Source organism: Thalassotalea castellviae (genome assembly GCF_031846185.1).
Taxonomy (GTDB): Bacteria; Pseudomonadota; Gammaproteobacteria; order Enterobacterales; family Alteromonadaceae; genus Thalassotalea_H; species Thalassotalea_H castellviae.
Genome location: NZ_JAVRIF010000001.1, coordinates 662,598 through 678,429 on the forward strand (window position 1 = coordinate 662,598; position 15,832 = coordinate 678,429).

Below are 15,832 nucleotides of genomic sequence, written 5' to 3' on the forward strand. Positions count from 1 at the left end.
GTCACTTTTTAACTGTTTCACTTGTTTTTCTAGTTCTTGAATACGTATTTGCTCTGGCGTTAAAGCACTAGGTTTGGGGGTAATACCACGTTGTTATTTTTCTGTACTGAGTTACCCAACGTTGAATTGATGATAATCCAACATCCATCGCAGCAGCTGCATCTTTATGCTTGTAACCGTGGACAATAACTAATTCTGCGCATTCATGTTTAAATTCGGTTGATAATATTTTCTTTGGCATTTTGACCTCGTTATTTAAAGTAATAATACCTCTAACGAAGTCTCTAGTTAAATTGTACCGTTACAATTTATTGGATTGCAAAGCAATTAGGACATACATCGATAAAAATGATCGAAAAGCACTATGGTAAGTGGATGAATATGGAACGTTCAGATATGGCTCAGCAAGTTTCAGAAAAATTAGGTTTCATTGAAAATGCTCCAATAACGATCCAAAAAAGAATAGAGTGACGATAAAACATTGAAAAATAAAGAAAAAGAATGGCGGTGACGGAGGAAGTCGAAAAAGAAAACTAAAGAATTGATATAAAAGCAAACATATAAACATCACCCCCCGAAGTAGTACCATCAATGGTACATTAATAAAAAATCAGATGGAGATATTCGAAAAAACAGTATAATAATCTGTTAAATAATAACTCATCAATTAACAAATAAAACTTGTAGTACTACTAAAAAAACATCTAAACCTATGTTACCTTTATGCCATTAACATGAACTAATAAGTGAGCTCAAAAGTAACGGCATTTGGTTACTTTCTCACTCATTGTTATTTAAGAATAACCCTAATTGTTACCTCAAAATAATACTACTTAAAATGAGTGAGATTTTAATAAACTCATGTCATAATCAACTGTATAAATATACACGCAACTTAATATTGAGAATATAATGGCATCCAAGGAAGTTAATACCGAGAAAATGGAGAAAAAGTCAAGCTTCAAGATTGGCAATGAAGATGCAATTCAATGGCTAAAAAAACAAAAAGATTCTTCTATTGACTTATTAATCACTGACCCTCCATATGAGTCCCTAGAGAAACATAGAAAAATCGGAACAACTACAAGACTCAAGAACAGCAAAGCATCCAGTAACCAATGGTTCGAGATATTTCCTAATTCAAGGTTTGAAGAGTTGTTCAAAGAGGTCTATAGAGTCCTAAGTAAAAATAGTCATTTCTATTTATTTTGTGACCAAGAGACTGCCTTTGTTGCAAAGCCGATTGGTGAGCAAGCTGGGTTTAAGTTTTGGAAGCCACTTATTTGGGATAAAATGGCTATCGGCATGGGATATCATTACCGAGCTAGATATGAATTTATATTGTTCTTTGAAAAGGGTAAGAGAAAGCTAAGTGACTTATCTATTCCGGACGTTCTAGCTGAAAAAAGAATATGGAGGGGCTACCCTACTGAGAAGCCTGTGAATTTAGCGAAAACATTAATAATCCAAAGTTCAAGTGAGGGAGATGTAATCGCAGACCCGTTTTGTGGTGCAGGTTTCGTGGGGTGCGCTTCTGCTCATTTAAACAGGAATTTTATTGGTAACGACCTGTGTTCAGAAGCGGTTGATATCACTAAAGATAGAATTCAAAAAATTATGAATGAAGCTTAAATTTCTTTACCCATGACTTCAACGTTTGAGCTCTTCGCCTACTAGTGTTGTCGCTCAGGCCGTTACAGTTTTCAATTAAAAATTCAGCTGCTGAGTTTTCATCAATTTTAATAATTGAATCAACTCCTTGGTTTATCATCCAGATATGACCACATTCAGTCTCCTCAAATTGTCGTTGAATTATTTTTACAAATTCAGCGTCAGTCTCAGAGGTTAATGCTGCAGTTCCTACAGGGGTTAATTTAGAGTAATTATGCGTTAAAGATAATGAGCGACAAGCATCCCTATAATAACTAACCTGTCTATCAACTACCTTTAAGGCTGTTGCAGTCACGTATCCATACTTTTCTATAAGCATAAGATATCTTCTTAAAGTATCTAAATTATCAGCCTGAGGAACCATCGAGCTATCCAAATAGGAACCCAGCCTTTCATCAACTTCCTTAATCAAATCTTCTACATACTCTGCACTGAGTTCAATTATTGTTTCTGTGGACTCTTCATCTATCAACTGAATTTTTAAATCATTTGATAGCAATAAATCAAACAATTTTCTCACAGTCCTTAAGTCAACTTCCCTCTCATCAAGAGCCGCCAAGAAGTCATCTTTTACAGATATTTTTGATAAAATTTCATAGCCTTCCAATTTCAGCTGTTTAGCGTTATCAGCTTTAACTCTATAGACGAATGAACCTGTAATAGCATCCTGAGGAAAAAACTTCGTAGATAAATCAAACTTTTTCAAATAACCTTGACAAAACTCACCAAAAGCCTCTGAAGCTTTATTTAATATCCCTGAAACTATCTGTGCATTATTATTCTTTGCAATTCTAATTCTGTGTGTATGCGCTCTCTTCCCATCATAATTTACATTTTCCCTGATGAACACCTTGTCAGTTGGTAAGCGATAAGGAAGCTTTTTAGCAGCCACATACTCTTCATCCTGCTTTCCAGATTCTAACGAAGTCTTAATAACAAGCACACTAGAATTCGCAGATTGTTTTATTGCAGATAGAATTGGCATGTCCTTCTGCTCTAATTTATTAGCATTTTGCTCAGATATAGGCACCACTATCCACCTATCATCTTTCTCATCACACCCCAGAGCATAACAAAAAAATAGCTGTCCAAACTCGTTCAAGGCATTAAAAATAAGTGGTTCATCATAAAAGCTATAAACATTATGGTAGTACAAAGGCCCAAAAACCTTACTCTTGATAAAAAGCAACTCTGATTTTTTACTCATACCAATACAAACTCTTTAGGATATTCATCAACACAAAACCAAACTGATACATGCTCTCCCCGACCAGAACTTGCAACTCCGTGCTTCTGCTCAACAGGACCAACAGCCACTTTTTTAGAATGAAATTTCTCTGGACTACCATCAATTAAATGCTGAGCAGGCTCACTTGTTTTGAAAAATGACGCCCCATAAAAGTGAGGATTATTTTTGAATTTTTCGAACCTAACTAGGTGCTTCTGCAAAGGGTCTTTATAACTAGCAAGGAAATCTGACATTTCAGGGACGTCATTCTCCACTAATCTATAGAGCTTTTCATTTATTTCTTTTGCGTTTTTAGGTGGAATTTCAATATGTACAGGATAATCCTCAGGCCACTTCTTATCCGTCATCCCTAAACCTCCATGTAATACAACTTAACTTTATTTTTATAATCACGCGCCAATCTTAGTTAAAAAGCACAAAAAAATCAACGCATTCTCGATGGAGCGAACATTTTCGCACACCTGAGAAACATAAAAAAAACATTGACCGCTGGCTCTAGTAACCAAAACCACACCTAATCAACCTCACAGCCACCACATCCGCCTTTCTTTATTTCGCCGCCCTATTACATTTTCGACCCATTGCGCAACCTCGCTTTCCACCCAAGCAACAGACCTACCACCAAGGGATACATTGTCAGAAAGTTTATTTTCAGATATGCACTGGCAGATTCAACTACGACTCAACCCTGTTATTCGCATCGCCTCATTCAACCTAATCAACCTTATCTTACATAACCTTCTCTTGTTTTAATTTTACCGGACTAATTCATAGATAAGGTCATAAAAACATCCACAGATGCCCTGTGGTGTATAGCGAAGGTGACGACTGCAACAAAACCATTCAAAAAAAATTTACGTATATATCACTGTACTGCATGAATAAATAAATCAATTCAAGGAGCCTTATTATGCAATGCCCTCAACCAATTAAATATGTCACTAACCAGCCCATGACGGCTGAACAAGTTTTAGATAAAGCAGCTGAAATACTTGCCTGTAAATATGTAAAGAAAGATAGCTATACCAGCAGCCAAGCTACCAAAGACTTTCTTAGCTTTAAACTTGGTAAATATGAGCGGGAAGTTTTTGCTGTTATGTTGCTTGATAGCCAGCACAAGCTTATCGATTATCAGGAGCTTTTCTTCGGCACCATAAATGCCGCCAGCGTATACCCTAGAGAAGTTGTAAAAACAGTAATTAAGGAGAATGCTGCTGCAGTTATATTTGCCCACAACCACCCTTCAGGCGAAATAGAACCATCACAAGCTGATATAGCTATCACCAATCGCTTAAAAGATGCTTTGGCTTTAATAGACGTTTCCGTCCTCGACCATATCGTAATTGGTGAACAGGCAACTTCATTTTCAGAACGAGGGCTTTTGTAGATTAAAACGGTAAAAAGTTACCCTTTTTTTAATTAACCATGAATATTTATCAAACATCAAAAACCTTTGGCTAATTAATAACACTAACTCAATTAGGAGGCCATCATGGCAGAAGTACAAGCAGTTAAAGAGCTGGACACCGTAAGACTTATTAGTCACTTACTGGAAAGGCGCTGCTCTAAGCAGATGTCTCACATATGGAATATTGGCATCAACCTAGCACTGAGGATTTCAGACTTACTATCGGTTAAATTCAGTGATATTAACAACGGACGACTGATACTCAAGGAAGGAAAGACAGGAAAGCGAGCTGAAATAAAACTTAATGCCAAGACTATGATTTTAATTAATGATATTCAACTAAGCCACCCTAATCACATATTCTTATTTCAATCATACAGAAACAACAAGTCGCTCTATGTACCACCAAAGCCATTAACTAGAAGGGCTGTATCACAAGCCTTCGAGTTAATTGGTGAAGAGCTAAATATTCGCTTGGGAACTCATTCGATGCGTAAGACTCGAGGCTACCACCTTTACAAGAAAACTAAAGATATAACCCGTGTAATGAAGATGCTTAGGCATTCTAGTGAAGGCGTAACCCTACGGTATATCGGTTTAACCCAAGACGTAATAGACCGTGACTTTGTAGAGCTTGAACTTTAACCACAACCACAACCACAACCACAACCACAACCACAACCACAACCACAAAAGGAAAAACCATGACAACAGAAAAAGCAATCACCTGCGGCCTAGCAGGAAATGAAATATCAAAAAGCATAACAGGCTCCTCGGATGTAACCGCAAGCAGAACAGTTGTAGCGGCTAGCTCAGGAGCTGTATTGGGTGCTTGCGCTTCAGGTGCTGCAACCGTAGCACTTGGGCTGGCCTCGACTCCAGTAACTATCCCTCTAGTTGTGGCGAGCGGTTTAGTGGCAGGAATAGCAAGTTTATTTGATTAGGTGGATAAGTAAGGTCAGTAGTAATACTGACCTTCTTTTTTACCTCTGGCTAGTGCCAAAAAAGCGCTTACCAAGCCCTTTTCCGTATGGTTTTGTGCTGGTTTTTGCTAGATAGCTCAGGCGATAAAGTACATCGTGTATATCTTCATGAATACTCACAGAGTTACAGTCCAACTTATAAATAGGATTATTAGGTATATGTACCAACCCTTTAGCATCGTCAGGACTCAACCCTAGAGCACTAGCCCAAGAAAGCAGCACTCTTTTATACATATTCATATTGCTACCATTAATCTGCCCAAAGCAGTTATAAACATCATAATTTAGAAACAATGCCACATGATAATGCCAGCCATGATTACCACCTTCCTCCTTGACCCATATGTAACCAATGTCGCTATCGATTACACGCCCTCGACTATCTGTTTTCATCATTAAGTCACTTTTTATTCTGTAACGAATGGAATCAAAGGCCTTAGATATAATATCCGTACTACCTGTGTAACCTGTTGGGAACTTAAGCTCAAAGCGCATAACAGCAACACGATTATGAATGTTAAGCATCCTAACTAAAACCTGTTCATTACCCATCAATATATTTTCAACTAATGGACCGTGCCTAGATAAAACAGAGTAACCATTAAAACTTGGTGAATTAATTAATTTCATTTCAAAATCACTTCTAACATATTTAAATTACAAATATTAAAAGCAGCATACCTATCGCCCCCATTCTTTGGTGGAATGTGAGCTAGTTAACTTTATCTTTAACTCTTATATATAACTATAACCGACAGTTTTATTTACTTAAAAGCCAACCACGCAAGGATGTTATTTAAAAATTCACTATCCACAGTGCGTATTGGTTGTAGGTTTTATTCTGGAGTTATTTTCAACCAATTCGCTCACTTAGTTGCCCATTTAATAAATAAGGGAAACAGCGAACCTATGCGTACCAAGGGGTTAGGTAATACCTACCCCTTTGCCTACACGAAATGGTGATATACGGAATAAAAGGAAGTTAAGGATAAGTTAAATGCAGTAGCTACTTTTGACTAATAACACTGTACTTATTTAAAAGACAAATTTAATTGTCAATTCCTGCCTAATTACAGCTTCATCAATCTGCTGCGTTGGCAGTAAGTCAATAACCATCGTCCTACCGAATAAGAACTCACCAATACGCCAGTTCGACTTTAAATAACCTAAAGCAGCATCAAGACTGGCCTTCTTCCTTGTTCCTGACGGCCCGAATTTAAGTATGTCATTCTTTTTTAAATATCTGCGCCCTGAGTTTACATACCCACCAAACCAGCCTTTTAAGTTTTCAGCATCAGTAACATATTTAGGTGGAGCACAAAAGACTTTCATGAACTGACCAGAGAAATAAGCAACTATATTAATTGCCTCCAGCAGTGTTTCTGAGGATATATCTTCATCCATTGAATACTCAAAGCAGTGTAGCAGAGCCGCAAGCCTTCCTATGATTTCTAATAATTTAGACGCGTGGTCTCTGGCGTATTGATACATCCCACCGCCCCCCATTTTATATTCAACATCATTGAACACTTCTATCCAAATAGCCTTTGCCTTGCTAGAGAGGCGAATTGTTTTTCGGTTCGTATAATCTTTGAGTTCAGAAGCCTCACTTAAGAGTTCGGCAACTTTTGTATTAAAGGCCTTTATATTATCACTTGTAGATTTAATTCCTTTTTCATAACGTCCACCGCAGGTTGAAATTGGGGCGCAAACCAAATACCGAGAAAGAAAACCATTACCACGAACATCAGTACTGGACTTTTTTAAGAATTTCTGTAGCGCTGTTGGTTGTACCATAATATTCATAGTCAACCTACCATCTACTATAGCCATTTCTCCATCGGTCTTCGTATTATGACTGACCCTATCACCACTCCAGAAAGAGTTATTCTGACCTGTCTTAGCTGATGCTTTAGTATTTAGAATATTTCCTCCTTCGCTCGATGATTGCATGGCATTAGGAACATTTTCACATAAACTCTGCATCACCCCCTCTGGTGTCCCATCTTCAAATTTTACAAAGCTGAGCTTAGGCCTTATTGGCTTATTATCTTCATGGGCAATTAACTCATCAATTACCTTGTTATTCCTCCTTTTGTTATTCATTATTTAATTAACCTTCTTTTAATTTTAGCCGCTTCGTTTTCGTGTAGCTCTAACTCCAATTCATACTTACGCAGCATTCTTTTATGCTCCTTGGTGCTCTCACTTATAAAAGACTCAATCCCCTTTGAAAATATATTATCGACAGTTGACTTTCGCTCGCCTGACTCTGCAATAGTCATCCCCCACATAGAAACGGGCCGAATTCCCCCTGAAGGTAGCTCTACATTCACTAACCCTTGTAAGGCGGCAGATACCGAACCAATAGCTGTTAGGTACACCATAGGTTTGGGGGCTTTGGTTATAGCCTCTGCTTCCATGCATGCCCTCAGAATTAAAGATGATTGAATTGGTATTGGGAAGTTTTCATCGGGTAAAGGGAATGTATATCTATAACGGGAAATCATTATTCTTCCCCTTTATTAGCTGATGACAGCTCTATCATTGAGCATAACCAAGCATCTAAGTCAGCTTGGAGAAACCCCACAGCTCTTGCTCCTAGTCTTATGCGCTTAGGGAACAGAGGGTCGAAACGTGGTGATTTTACGTCGCATTTTTCATATATTGTTGAACGTGAAAGTCCTGTGATTTGTTTAACTTCGCTTAAGCGAAGTATTTTTTTTAGTGAATCTAATTGTTCGTTTATTTTCATGGTATCTACCTTTTTAAGTTGCTTTAAAGGTTGTTATTAGACACTAAGGGATTGAGAATCGAAAAAAAGAAACACTAATTTTGCTAAGCAAAAACTAACTAAGACCCTTTATTTTATTGGCTTTCAAAGTTTTTTCGTTTTTTAATTTGTCAGGCCTGATTATTAGTTCTACGTAACAGGCATAACCTGAAGGTACACCATAAACACCCACAAGCTCATCAGTTACTTTTGAAGCTCGAGCTTTAATTACTTTAGCCAAAGATGCTTTATACTTATCAGATTTAACTTTTTTTGCTGTCTTAGAAAGCTTTGAATTTCCAGCGCTATCTTTATCCTTAAGGGTTTTATCTAAAGCCAAAACATCTTTGCTGTATTCTGTAATCCAATGTGTTTGAAAAAGCTCTTTTAGAGTCGCGAACGAAAACTTATTTTCAGTCCTGTTAAATGTATTGACGAGATATGCTCCACACTTGCCCCAGCTTAAAGAAAAGCCATGTACTTTACACAAATAATCACCATCAATACTTTTGGAGGTTCCTTTTACATTGAAATTAAAAGCTGCCTTTGACATTGCCAAAAAGGCTAAAGAAATATGGTACTCAGGCTCTAAATGGTAAATACTTTGCTTATATTCACTTTCATTAAATATAAGCTTGGGAATATTCTTTTCTTCTAAATAGCATTCTTTCGCAAAAGCAGGATGGTTAACTACGTCATTGAGCGGGAAGTTAAACTCATTTATTGCGGGTGTTTTCTTATCACACAAAACAAAAGTCAAATTTATACCTGTATACTCATTGATATCGAAAATTGTTTTTTTATATTTTTTTAGTGGATTAAAATTATAAGTTTTGACAGGAACAGATGATTGTAATGTTAGTTGATTTAATTCTTTATCAAATAAAAACACACCTTTAAATTCAGAAATACCAATAGATTCGGACGTCTTTAATTTTTCAATATCAACAGTCGGTAACTGTATATACTCCACATCAGCCACGGTAGTTGACGCATAAAGCGAGTTTGGTTTGGTTATAACTGGTTGAATAGAAGTAGAAGCATCATCTCCGTAAAAATACCTAGCCAACCTTCCCCTATCAGCAGGGTGTTTTTCACTCTGAATGATGTCATCGATTGTTAGCTTGTGTAATTGAACATCAATTGCCCAAACATTAAAACCATCAGGAACTTTGATTAAAACAGGTATATCTAAAGCAATACACCGCTGTAACTTAACAGATATAGGGAGTTTTTTATCAATATCACCTAGTTTATATACACATTTATTTGCTAATCGTGCCATACAACCTCTTCTTTATATTCAATAGAGCACCCATTACAAAGCCTAGCTACCCCTGCTACTAGTAGCAGAAATAGCAGCCTTTTACAGTAACTAAAAAACACCTTATTATATTACTGGTTCTGATGGAACCCCTATAAACAAAGGATCTGATCCGATCCTCCCTAGGTATTTGTTTGTATCTATCAATCGAAGTGGTTGGTAATGTGCGGTGCTTAGGTCGCGGACATAAAAAAGCGGCTGATTATTCATCTAGCCGCTTCGGTTAATATTGATTTTCTATGAACCCAACATAATCACACAAAGTAAAAAGAGGCTCTTGCATATCAAAGAAACATACTTGTTATTACGAAATGCAATTCAGTATTTGCTGCTGAACACCTAAACCATCTTTATCTTTCTCTACGGCAAATAAAAACAAACAATTACCACTACTTTTTGATGCCCAGAGATTACCCACTGCACTTTTTTCTGCTGAATCATCATTAGTCTTATATAGTTCCCCTTTATACTCTACAACTAATAATCTTCCGTCATTTAGTTCAACAACAAAATCAGGATAAAATTTCGCGTTCGCTAAAGGTAAAGAAAAGCTAGCGGCTTCACGCCTTACTAGATTTCTAACCCAATGCTTAACTTGGGGCATTAAATCAATTACGCGTGCGCATTCAAACTCCTCGCCTGTAGCTTTCATATCCTCAATTTGAGGGTAGTAGTGTTTTGAAAACTTATACGCACCTGCATAATAAGGTGGTCTTGCAGGATATTTATCAGCTTTAAAACTATAGCTATAATCATAAGTAGTGATTACATCGCTTTCATTTACAAATAACGTATCTTGATAACCCTCTTTGGCTGCTTGCTTTCTGTATTGAGCAATAAGGTCTTGTATCGCGCTTGCTAATGGGAACTTATTTCTAACTAAAGTTGTTAATGTTAATTCGGGCTTCTTCAATAACCCATTAATAATCTGTGAAATAAAACTGGTTAATATAGATTGAGTTATGTCATCTTGACGACACTCCTTATCTAACCAGTTAACTAACTCTTCTTGCGTAGTTTCAGTGTGAACGAGGTTTAAGTCTAAATTTTGGTCTTCATTAACAAAGCTATATCTGATTTTTTTACCTTCTAAATCCAATGAGAAGCTAGTTGTTTCTTCTGTCGGATTATAATTCAGTTCAGCCTTATAATTTAATAAATCCCAACCATGTATATCTAAGAATAATTCTTTTTCAGCAAGCTCTAACTCTCCTTGGTACATAACGGCTAGTCGAGGTAATTCAACAAATGAGACTCCGTTTTCTGACGGTGATTGTGCTGCTAAAATACTATTATTATGGATTTGAATGTTCCGCTTTATTTTCGTTTTATCTTCAGTTGAAACCTTGGCAACTGCTTTTATTATCTCAGCTGAAACTTGTCCAGTAATGGTAACTACTTTGCGCCCTTCAACTTCAGATACTTTTATTTTACTTTGGTCTTCTTCAGATAGTTGAGCTGTTTCAGGTACTTCATTAACTTCTAACCTAAAAGGTACTTCTGGTTTTTTCTCAACAACATTACCAGCATTGCCGTTACCAAATAATTCACCTTGATTAGCATCTTGCTGCCTTAAAAATGTAGCAACCTCTAATTCTTCAAAGCCCATTTCAATTAGTTGGTCTGAAAGCTGAGAAGCAGCTTGTGCCATACCCGTAGATGACAGATGCGCATAGGCTCTGTTGAGGTCCTCTATAACTCTACGCTTGGCGTATGGCATTCTTAGTACACGCCCCAGCAATTGTTCAGTTTGCTTACTTGAAGTTACATTTCTTACTGAACAAAAAACATAAGCCATTGAGCAATCCCAACCTTCGGCTAGTGCTTGTATAGTTATGACATAACAAATTTTATTATCTTGCTGAAAAAGGTTGATACCTTCTAAATCTTTTTGCGTCCCTGTTGCAATAGCAATTTGCTCTTCTTTAATATGGTTTTCTTCAATTAAGCACTTTTTAATATCTTCAACTGTTACTTTACCGTTCTTATTATCAGCCTGTAATAACACTATTGGACGTATATAATCTTTATCTTTTTGTGCCGATATATCTAATCGATTTCGAGTTAATACGGCGTCCCTCACAGCCTCTTCCCAGCCATTAATATGCTCAGTTAATATTATTGGTAATTTAATCATTTCTTCCGCTTTTAGCTGGGCGGCTGAAACATTAAAAAGAACATTACTACCATTAGTAGTGCTGGTATTAGGTGTTGCAGTAAGCTCGATTATTGCAGCAGGATAAACACGCTTTAAGATATCAAACGTTAAGCTAGTGCGGGCGTTATGGGCCTCATCAATAATAACGATAGGGTTTGATATCATTAACAAGTTAGCAAAAGAATATTTAATTTTACCGATATCCTTTGCCACCAAACCATTTTCAGATAAATCATCTTCAGTAACTCGCTCCAATTTTTCATAAGCAGGATGCTTTTTTGATAACTTAGCAAAATGCGGTTCAAAATCTTCATGGTACTTGTAAACTTTACGGTCCGTTGTTTTAGTTACTCGTAAGTTTTGTAGTGTAGAAACAACAATTATCGCTTTGTTACCTATATCTTGCGGCCTTATCTGATTGATATCTGCAATATCATAAACAGCAACGTTATGGTTAAAAGCATCGTTTAAATGCTCAGAATAAGCAGGATTAGACTTTAATGCACTGACCGTTTGTTCTTGGATTATGGTAGTTGGTACAAGCCACAAAGTTATAGGGAATTCCTCTAGCAATAATTCTTTAGCCACAACAGGAATAGAAAAAGTTCCAAGAATAGTCTTACCACCACCTGTAGGGATACGAATACAAACATAAGGGGTTTCATCAAATTTATATGAGCGATACGGCACATTAACAAAGTTATTTTCTTTCAATGAATCAGAAAATGCTGTCTCTACATCACCTGTCACCTTACAACCTTTTAAAAATCCGCCAAGGGTATCAAGTGCATCTTGTTGATATTTTTTTAACTGAAACATTCTTATCGTCCTTTGATATCGTAAGGTATTTGCTTAAATATTATATTTTCTTTTATCAAACGCTCACTACCCATGCGCGACGTTTCACCAAAAATCAGTTTTTTACCATTCAAGTTTTCTGGGTGCTCTGGCAAAACAGCTAAAACTTTAGAAGTCAAAACGTTACCTCCTTGCGGGCGTTTATCACCTAATATTCCATTATATAACAGATAAATAGCTATACCATTAAACACACCAATAAGTGGTGACTTTTCTATTGAGTCAAGGTTTTCACTAATTACTGTAGGCAATGATTTACGTGTAATACTAAACCAAATATGTGCAGCTAATGCCTGAAAAGAAATCCCTTCTTGCAACGCTCCGCTTTCATTAAAAACGACATCACCTAATTGATAATAATTAAAGCCACCACCAGTAGCAACTATCTCTGCTTTTTCATGCCCGTCAATTACATGCCTTAACCTTGGCTGTATTACAGTAGCAGCATTACTTTCTGACATTTCTATCAGTATGAATTTTCGACCTGTTTTTTCTTGGTGGTTTGCTGTTAAAAGTGCGTGACCTGTCGTTCCCGAACCAGCAAAAGAATCCAAAACAATATCACCCTCGCCAGTAAATGCATTTATTAGATACTTGACCAATTCAACTGGCTTAGGATATGAAAACGTCAAATTTAACTTACTTAACTGGATTCTCATTTGATTGGTGGTACCGAAGCCCCGTAGAACAGAAAGAAAGTGACCTTTATCTTTTTTTCTTTTCTTTACAGCCTCAATAGCACCTGATTTAGTCACTTCAAAACGAGTTTCTTGCCCTTTAGAATCAAGAACAAATTTAAAATCAGATTGTATAAATTCTTCTAATATTTTTTTTGATGACCAGCCCGTGCTAGCTATATTCTCATTTAACACTTTAAAGTCTTTTACAATTATATCTGATTCATATTTAGGCCAATTAACATTAGATGACTTGATTACTCCATCCTTAAAGTTAGCAGGAAATCCTGAAGGTATTACAACGGACTTAACTGGGTTTTTAGGGCCGTTTTTGACTATCGTATTTCTGATTTCGCCTTTATTTAACTTACTATCTTTGTTTATATTTGGGTCTATTACATTTATATTTTCAATTCGACCACTTTTTGAATACAAGTGAATATATTCATGATAATTAATTATTTTCGCTTGATTATCTGTATTCCCTTCGTAATGCCAAATCAAACTTGAAATAAAGTTCTTCCTTCCAAATATCTCATCACAAACAACCTTTAGGTAATGACCCTCATCATCATTTATACTCACCAATATAACGCCATCTTCAGCCAGTAACTCCCATAACAACTCTAACCTAGGGTACATCGTAGTTAACCACTTACTATGCTCCAAATTATCATCATACGTTTCAAATGCAGACTTTGTATTATAAGGGGGGTCAATATATATACACTTAACCTTTCCCGCGTGAGTTGGAAGTAGGCTTTTTAACGCCTCAAGATTGTCACCTTGAATTATCATGTTATCTGTATCTTGGTCACCGTAAGATAATTCAGGGATACGGTTTAATAAACGATAAGAACAATTCTTAGCTGTCGTTACAGCTTGCTCTTTATTAAGCCAGTTTAAAATCGGCATTCTCATTCCTTGGGATTAAAATAATATTTTATTTATGCTGAGTAATTTATCACAGCATTTTATATATAACACTTTCAAAGTAGATAAACAGAAACTATTAAAGAGTATTTAGCTGCTCAATACTGCTAGCTGTTGTTTCGATAATTACCGAACCTTTAACATGATTAGACCACCATTATAATAAGCAATATCGGCCACACACCTCTCATTTAACCAAACTTAGCATTTACAACACTAGCAGTAACGCTCAAACTACCTTTGGCGCACTCTTCTATGTGCTCAGACCACCATGTCATTAGCTCAGTACGATGTTTCAAATACTCAGCCCTGTTATATGCTTTCCTAACTGTATTTTTATCAACATGGGCAAGAGCCGCCTCTATTACATCAGGATTAAATTCTTGCTCATTTAAAGTTGTACTAGCCAAGGCTCTAAAACCATGTGCAACTAAACGATTATGATAACCGATACGCCTTAATACTTTATTTACTGTTTCAGTGTTTATATGTTTTTTAGGGTCACGATTCGAAGGGAACAAGTATGGGCAATACGGACGTTTAAAGCTTGAAAGTACCGAAAGTATAGAAATCATTTGCTTTGTTAACGGAATAACATGCTCTCGCTTCATTTTCATTCGCTCAGCGGGAATTATCCAAAGTTTCTTATCCAAATCGATTTCTGACCATTCAGCTTTGGCGGATTCATTTGAGCGTGTCATCGTGTGCAATTGCCACTCTATTAGAGCGCGAGTAACTATTTGTAAATTTGAAGCGTTAAGCGTTTGCATCAACTCTGGCAGCTCTTCAGGTTTTATAGTAGCCATGTGCTTAACCGCTGGCTTTTCAAATGCAGCTCTAATGCCGCTCAACGAATTTGCATGTATCAGCCCTGTATTGACAGCAAAAGTCATTACTTCATTTAATCTTTGTGCCAACCTTCTAACTGTTTCAAGATTCCCTTCTTTCGCTACCTTTTTCAAAACAGCAATAACTACAGGTGCGGTCAAACTAGCTACAGGGTATTTACCTAAAGATGGAAATATATGTAGCTCCATTGAACGCCAAATATCTTTAGCATAGTTTGGTGATATAGATGATTGCTTAATGCTGAACCAATTTTCTGCAACCACTTGTAATGTATTACTGTGAATTTCTTGCTGCTTTAACTGTTGCTCATCTTTATAAGTTTTAGGGTCAATATCTTGAGCAAGTAGCTCTCTAGCATTCTTTCTTTTTTCTCTAGCCTGTGCCAATGACACTTCAGGGTATACACCGAAACCGATATTAGAACGTTTCTTAGTGAAGGGCTTTGAATATTTAAATACCCATGTTTTAGAACCAGTGGTTTTGATTTTTAGTTGCAGTCCATCACCATCTGAAAGTATATATTCTTTATCCTGAGCCTTAGCCTGCTTAACTTGGGTATTAGTTAACGGGATTACTTTTTTAGCCATGATGTACCACCGAGAAATTACATTACGGCACAAACTAATGTACCACCGACAACCGAATGGTACATTAAACTAGGGTAATGGTACATTAAATAGCACTAAAACTTACGGATGGTACAAAACCTTATCGGACATTATCAGCCTACAAAAGGCTGTCACGCGACGTTTTTACTGGATTTATTGGGCTTTACTGGACTTAATAGGAAGAGAAGATGGCGGTGACGGAGAGATTCGAACTCTCGAAAGGTTGCCCTTTACACACTTTCCAGGCGTGCTCCTTCAGCCACTCGGACACGTCACCTATGCTTGAACTGTATTATGATGTTTTATGTAAGTGTCATCTTCACTTTTTTACATCACTTTTT

At 36.7% G+C, this 15,832-nt stretch carries 16 protein-coding genes and 1 tRNA gene; 4 read left to right on the forward strand and 13 right to left on the reverse strand.

Going from position 1 to position 15,832, the window contains the following annotated elements; genetic code table 11:
* Nucleotides 1–67 precede the first annotated feature (67 nt).
* On the reverse strand, nt 68–241 hold the full coding sequence (locus RM573_RS02885) for a hypothetical protein (RefSeq protein WP_311576943.1): 174 nt from the start codon (nt 239–241) through the stop codon (nt 68–70).
* Between the two features lie 671 nt (nt 242–912).
* Here RM573_RS02885 and RM573_RS02890 point away from each other — a divergent pair.
* Nucleotides 913–1,632, forward strand: a complete 720-nt coding sequence (locus RM573_RS02890) for a DNA-methyltransferase (RefSeq protein ID WP_432280197.1) — start codon at nt 913–915, stop codon at nt 1,630–1,632.
* Here the strand turns inward: RM573_RS02890 and RM573_RS02895 are convergent.
* The 3 genes from RM573_RS02895 to RM573_RS02905 form a co-directional block, all read right to left on the reverse strand.
* Nucleotides 1,616–2,878, reverse strand: a complete 1,263-nt coding sequence (locus RM573_RS02895; protein ID WP_311576946.1) for a DUF6575 domain-containing protein — start codon at nt 2,876–2,878, stop codon at nt 1,616–1,618. The genes RM573_RS02890 and RM573_RS02895 overlap by 17 nt on opposite strands.
* Nucleotides 2,875–3,267, reverse strand: coding sequence for a hypothetical protein (locus tag RM573_RS02900; protein WP_311576949.1), 393 nt, complete (start codon nt 3,265–3,267; stop codon nt 2,875–2,877). Before RM573_RS02900 ends, RM573_RS02895 begins: the two co-directional genes overlap by 4 nt.
* A 177-nt stretch (nt 3,268–3,444) precedes the next feature.
* Complete coding sequence (locus RM573_RS02905) at nt 3,445–3,591, reverse strand: AlpA family phage regulatory protein (protein ID WP_311577445.1); 147 nt, start codon at nt 3,589–3,591, stop codon at nt 3,445–3,447.
* A 239-nt stretch (nt 3,592–3,830) separates the two neighbouring features.
* Between RM573_RS02905 and radC the strand changes: the two genes are divergently transcribed.
* The 3 genes from radC to RM573_RS02920 all read left to right on the forward strand — a co-directional run bounded on the left by radC (nt 3,831) and on the right by RM573_RS02920 (nt 5,272).
* Entirely contained in the window at nt 3,831–4,307 is a 477-nt protein-coding gene (radC, locus tag RM573_RS02910) for a RadC family protein (RefSeq protein ID WP_311576952.1), read from the forward strand.
* A gap of 105 nt (nt 4,308–4,412) precedes the next feature.
* Nucleotides 4,413–4,973 carry a tyrosine-type recombinase/integrase gene (locus RM573_RS02915; RefSeq protein ID WP_311576954.1) on the forward strand — a complete coding sequence of 187 codons (561 nt, stop codon included), beginning with the start codon at nt 4,413–4,415 and terminating at the stop codon, nt 4,971–4,973.
* A gap of 59 nt (nt 4,974–5,032) precedes the next feature.
* Nucleotides 5,033–5,272, forward strand: a complete 240-nt coding sequence (locus tag RM573_RS02920; RefSeq protein WP_311576957.1) for a hypothetical protein — start codon at nt 5,033–5,035, stop codon at nt 5,270–5,272.
* Nucleotides 5,273–5,311: 39 nt separating this feature from the next.
* Here the strand turns inward: RM573_RS02920 and RM573_RS02925 are convergent, their stop codons facing one another.
* The 9 genes from RM573_RS02925 to RM573_RS02965 form a co-directional block, all read right to left on the reverse strand.
* Nucleotides 5,312–5,941, reverse strand: coding sequence for an inovirus Gp2 family protein (locus RM573_RS02925; RefSeq protein WP_311576960.1), 630 nt, complete (start codon nt 5,939–5,941; stop codon nt 5,312–5,314).
* 405 nt (nt 5,942–6,346) lie between these two features.
* On the reverse strand, nt 6,347–7,417 hold the full coding sequence (locus RM573_RS02930; protein ID WP_311576963.1) for a DUF3987 domain-containing protein: 1,071 nt from the start codon (nt 7,415–7,417) through the stop codon (nt 6,347–6,349).
* On the reverse strand, nt 7,417–7,734 hold the full coding sequence (locus RM573_RS02935; RefSeq protein ID WP_311576966.1) for a DUF3987 domain-containing protein: 318 nt from the start codon (nt 7,732–7,734) through the stop codon (nt 7,417–7,419). Before RM573_RS02935 ends, RM573_RS02930 begins: the two co-directional genes overlap by 1 nt.
* 86 nt (nt 7,735–7,820) lie before the next feature.
* Nucleotides 7,821–8,066: a helix-turn-helix transcriptional regulator gene (locus tag RM573_RS02940; RefSeq protein ID WP_311576969.1), complete on the reverse strand. Its 246-nt coding sequence runs from the start codon at nt 8,064–8,066 to the stop codon at nt 7,821–7,823.
* Between the two features lie 94 nt (nt 8,067–8,160).
* Nucleotides 8,161–9,369 carry a hypothetical protein gene (locus RM573_RS02945; protein WP_311576972.1) on the reverse strand — a complete coding sequence of 403 codons (1,209 nt, stop codon included), beginning with the start codon at nt 9,367–9,369 and terminating at the stop codon, nt 8,161–8,163.
* 343 nt (nt 9,370–9,712) lie between these two features.
* Nucleotides 9,713–12,385, reverse strand: coding sequence for a DEAD/DEAH box helicase (locus RM573_RS02950; RefSeq protein ID WP_311576975.1), 2,673 nt, complete (start codon nt 12,383–12,385; stop codon nt 9,713–9,715).
* 2 nt (nt 12,386–12,387) lie between these two features.
* Nucleotides 12,388–14,016 carry a site-specific DNA-methyltransferase gene (locus tag RM573_RS02955; protein WP_311576977.1) on the reverse strand — a complete coding sequence of 543 codons (1,629 nt, stop codon included), beginning with the start codon at nt 14,014–14,016 and terminating at the stop codon, nt 12,388–12,390.
* Between the two features lie 209 nt (nt 14,017–14,225).
* On the reverse strand, nt 14,226–15,470 hold the full coding sequence (locus RM573_RS02960; RefSeq protein WP_311576979.1) for an integrase domain-containing protein: 1,245 nt from the start codon (nt 15,468–15,470) through the stop codon (nt 14,226–14,228).
* A gap of 210 nt (nt 15,471–15,680) precedes the next feature.
* Nucleotides 15,681–15,768, reverse strand: a tRNA-Ser gene (locus RM573_RS02965).
* Between the last annotated feature and the right edge of the window lie 64 nt (nt 15,769–15,832).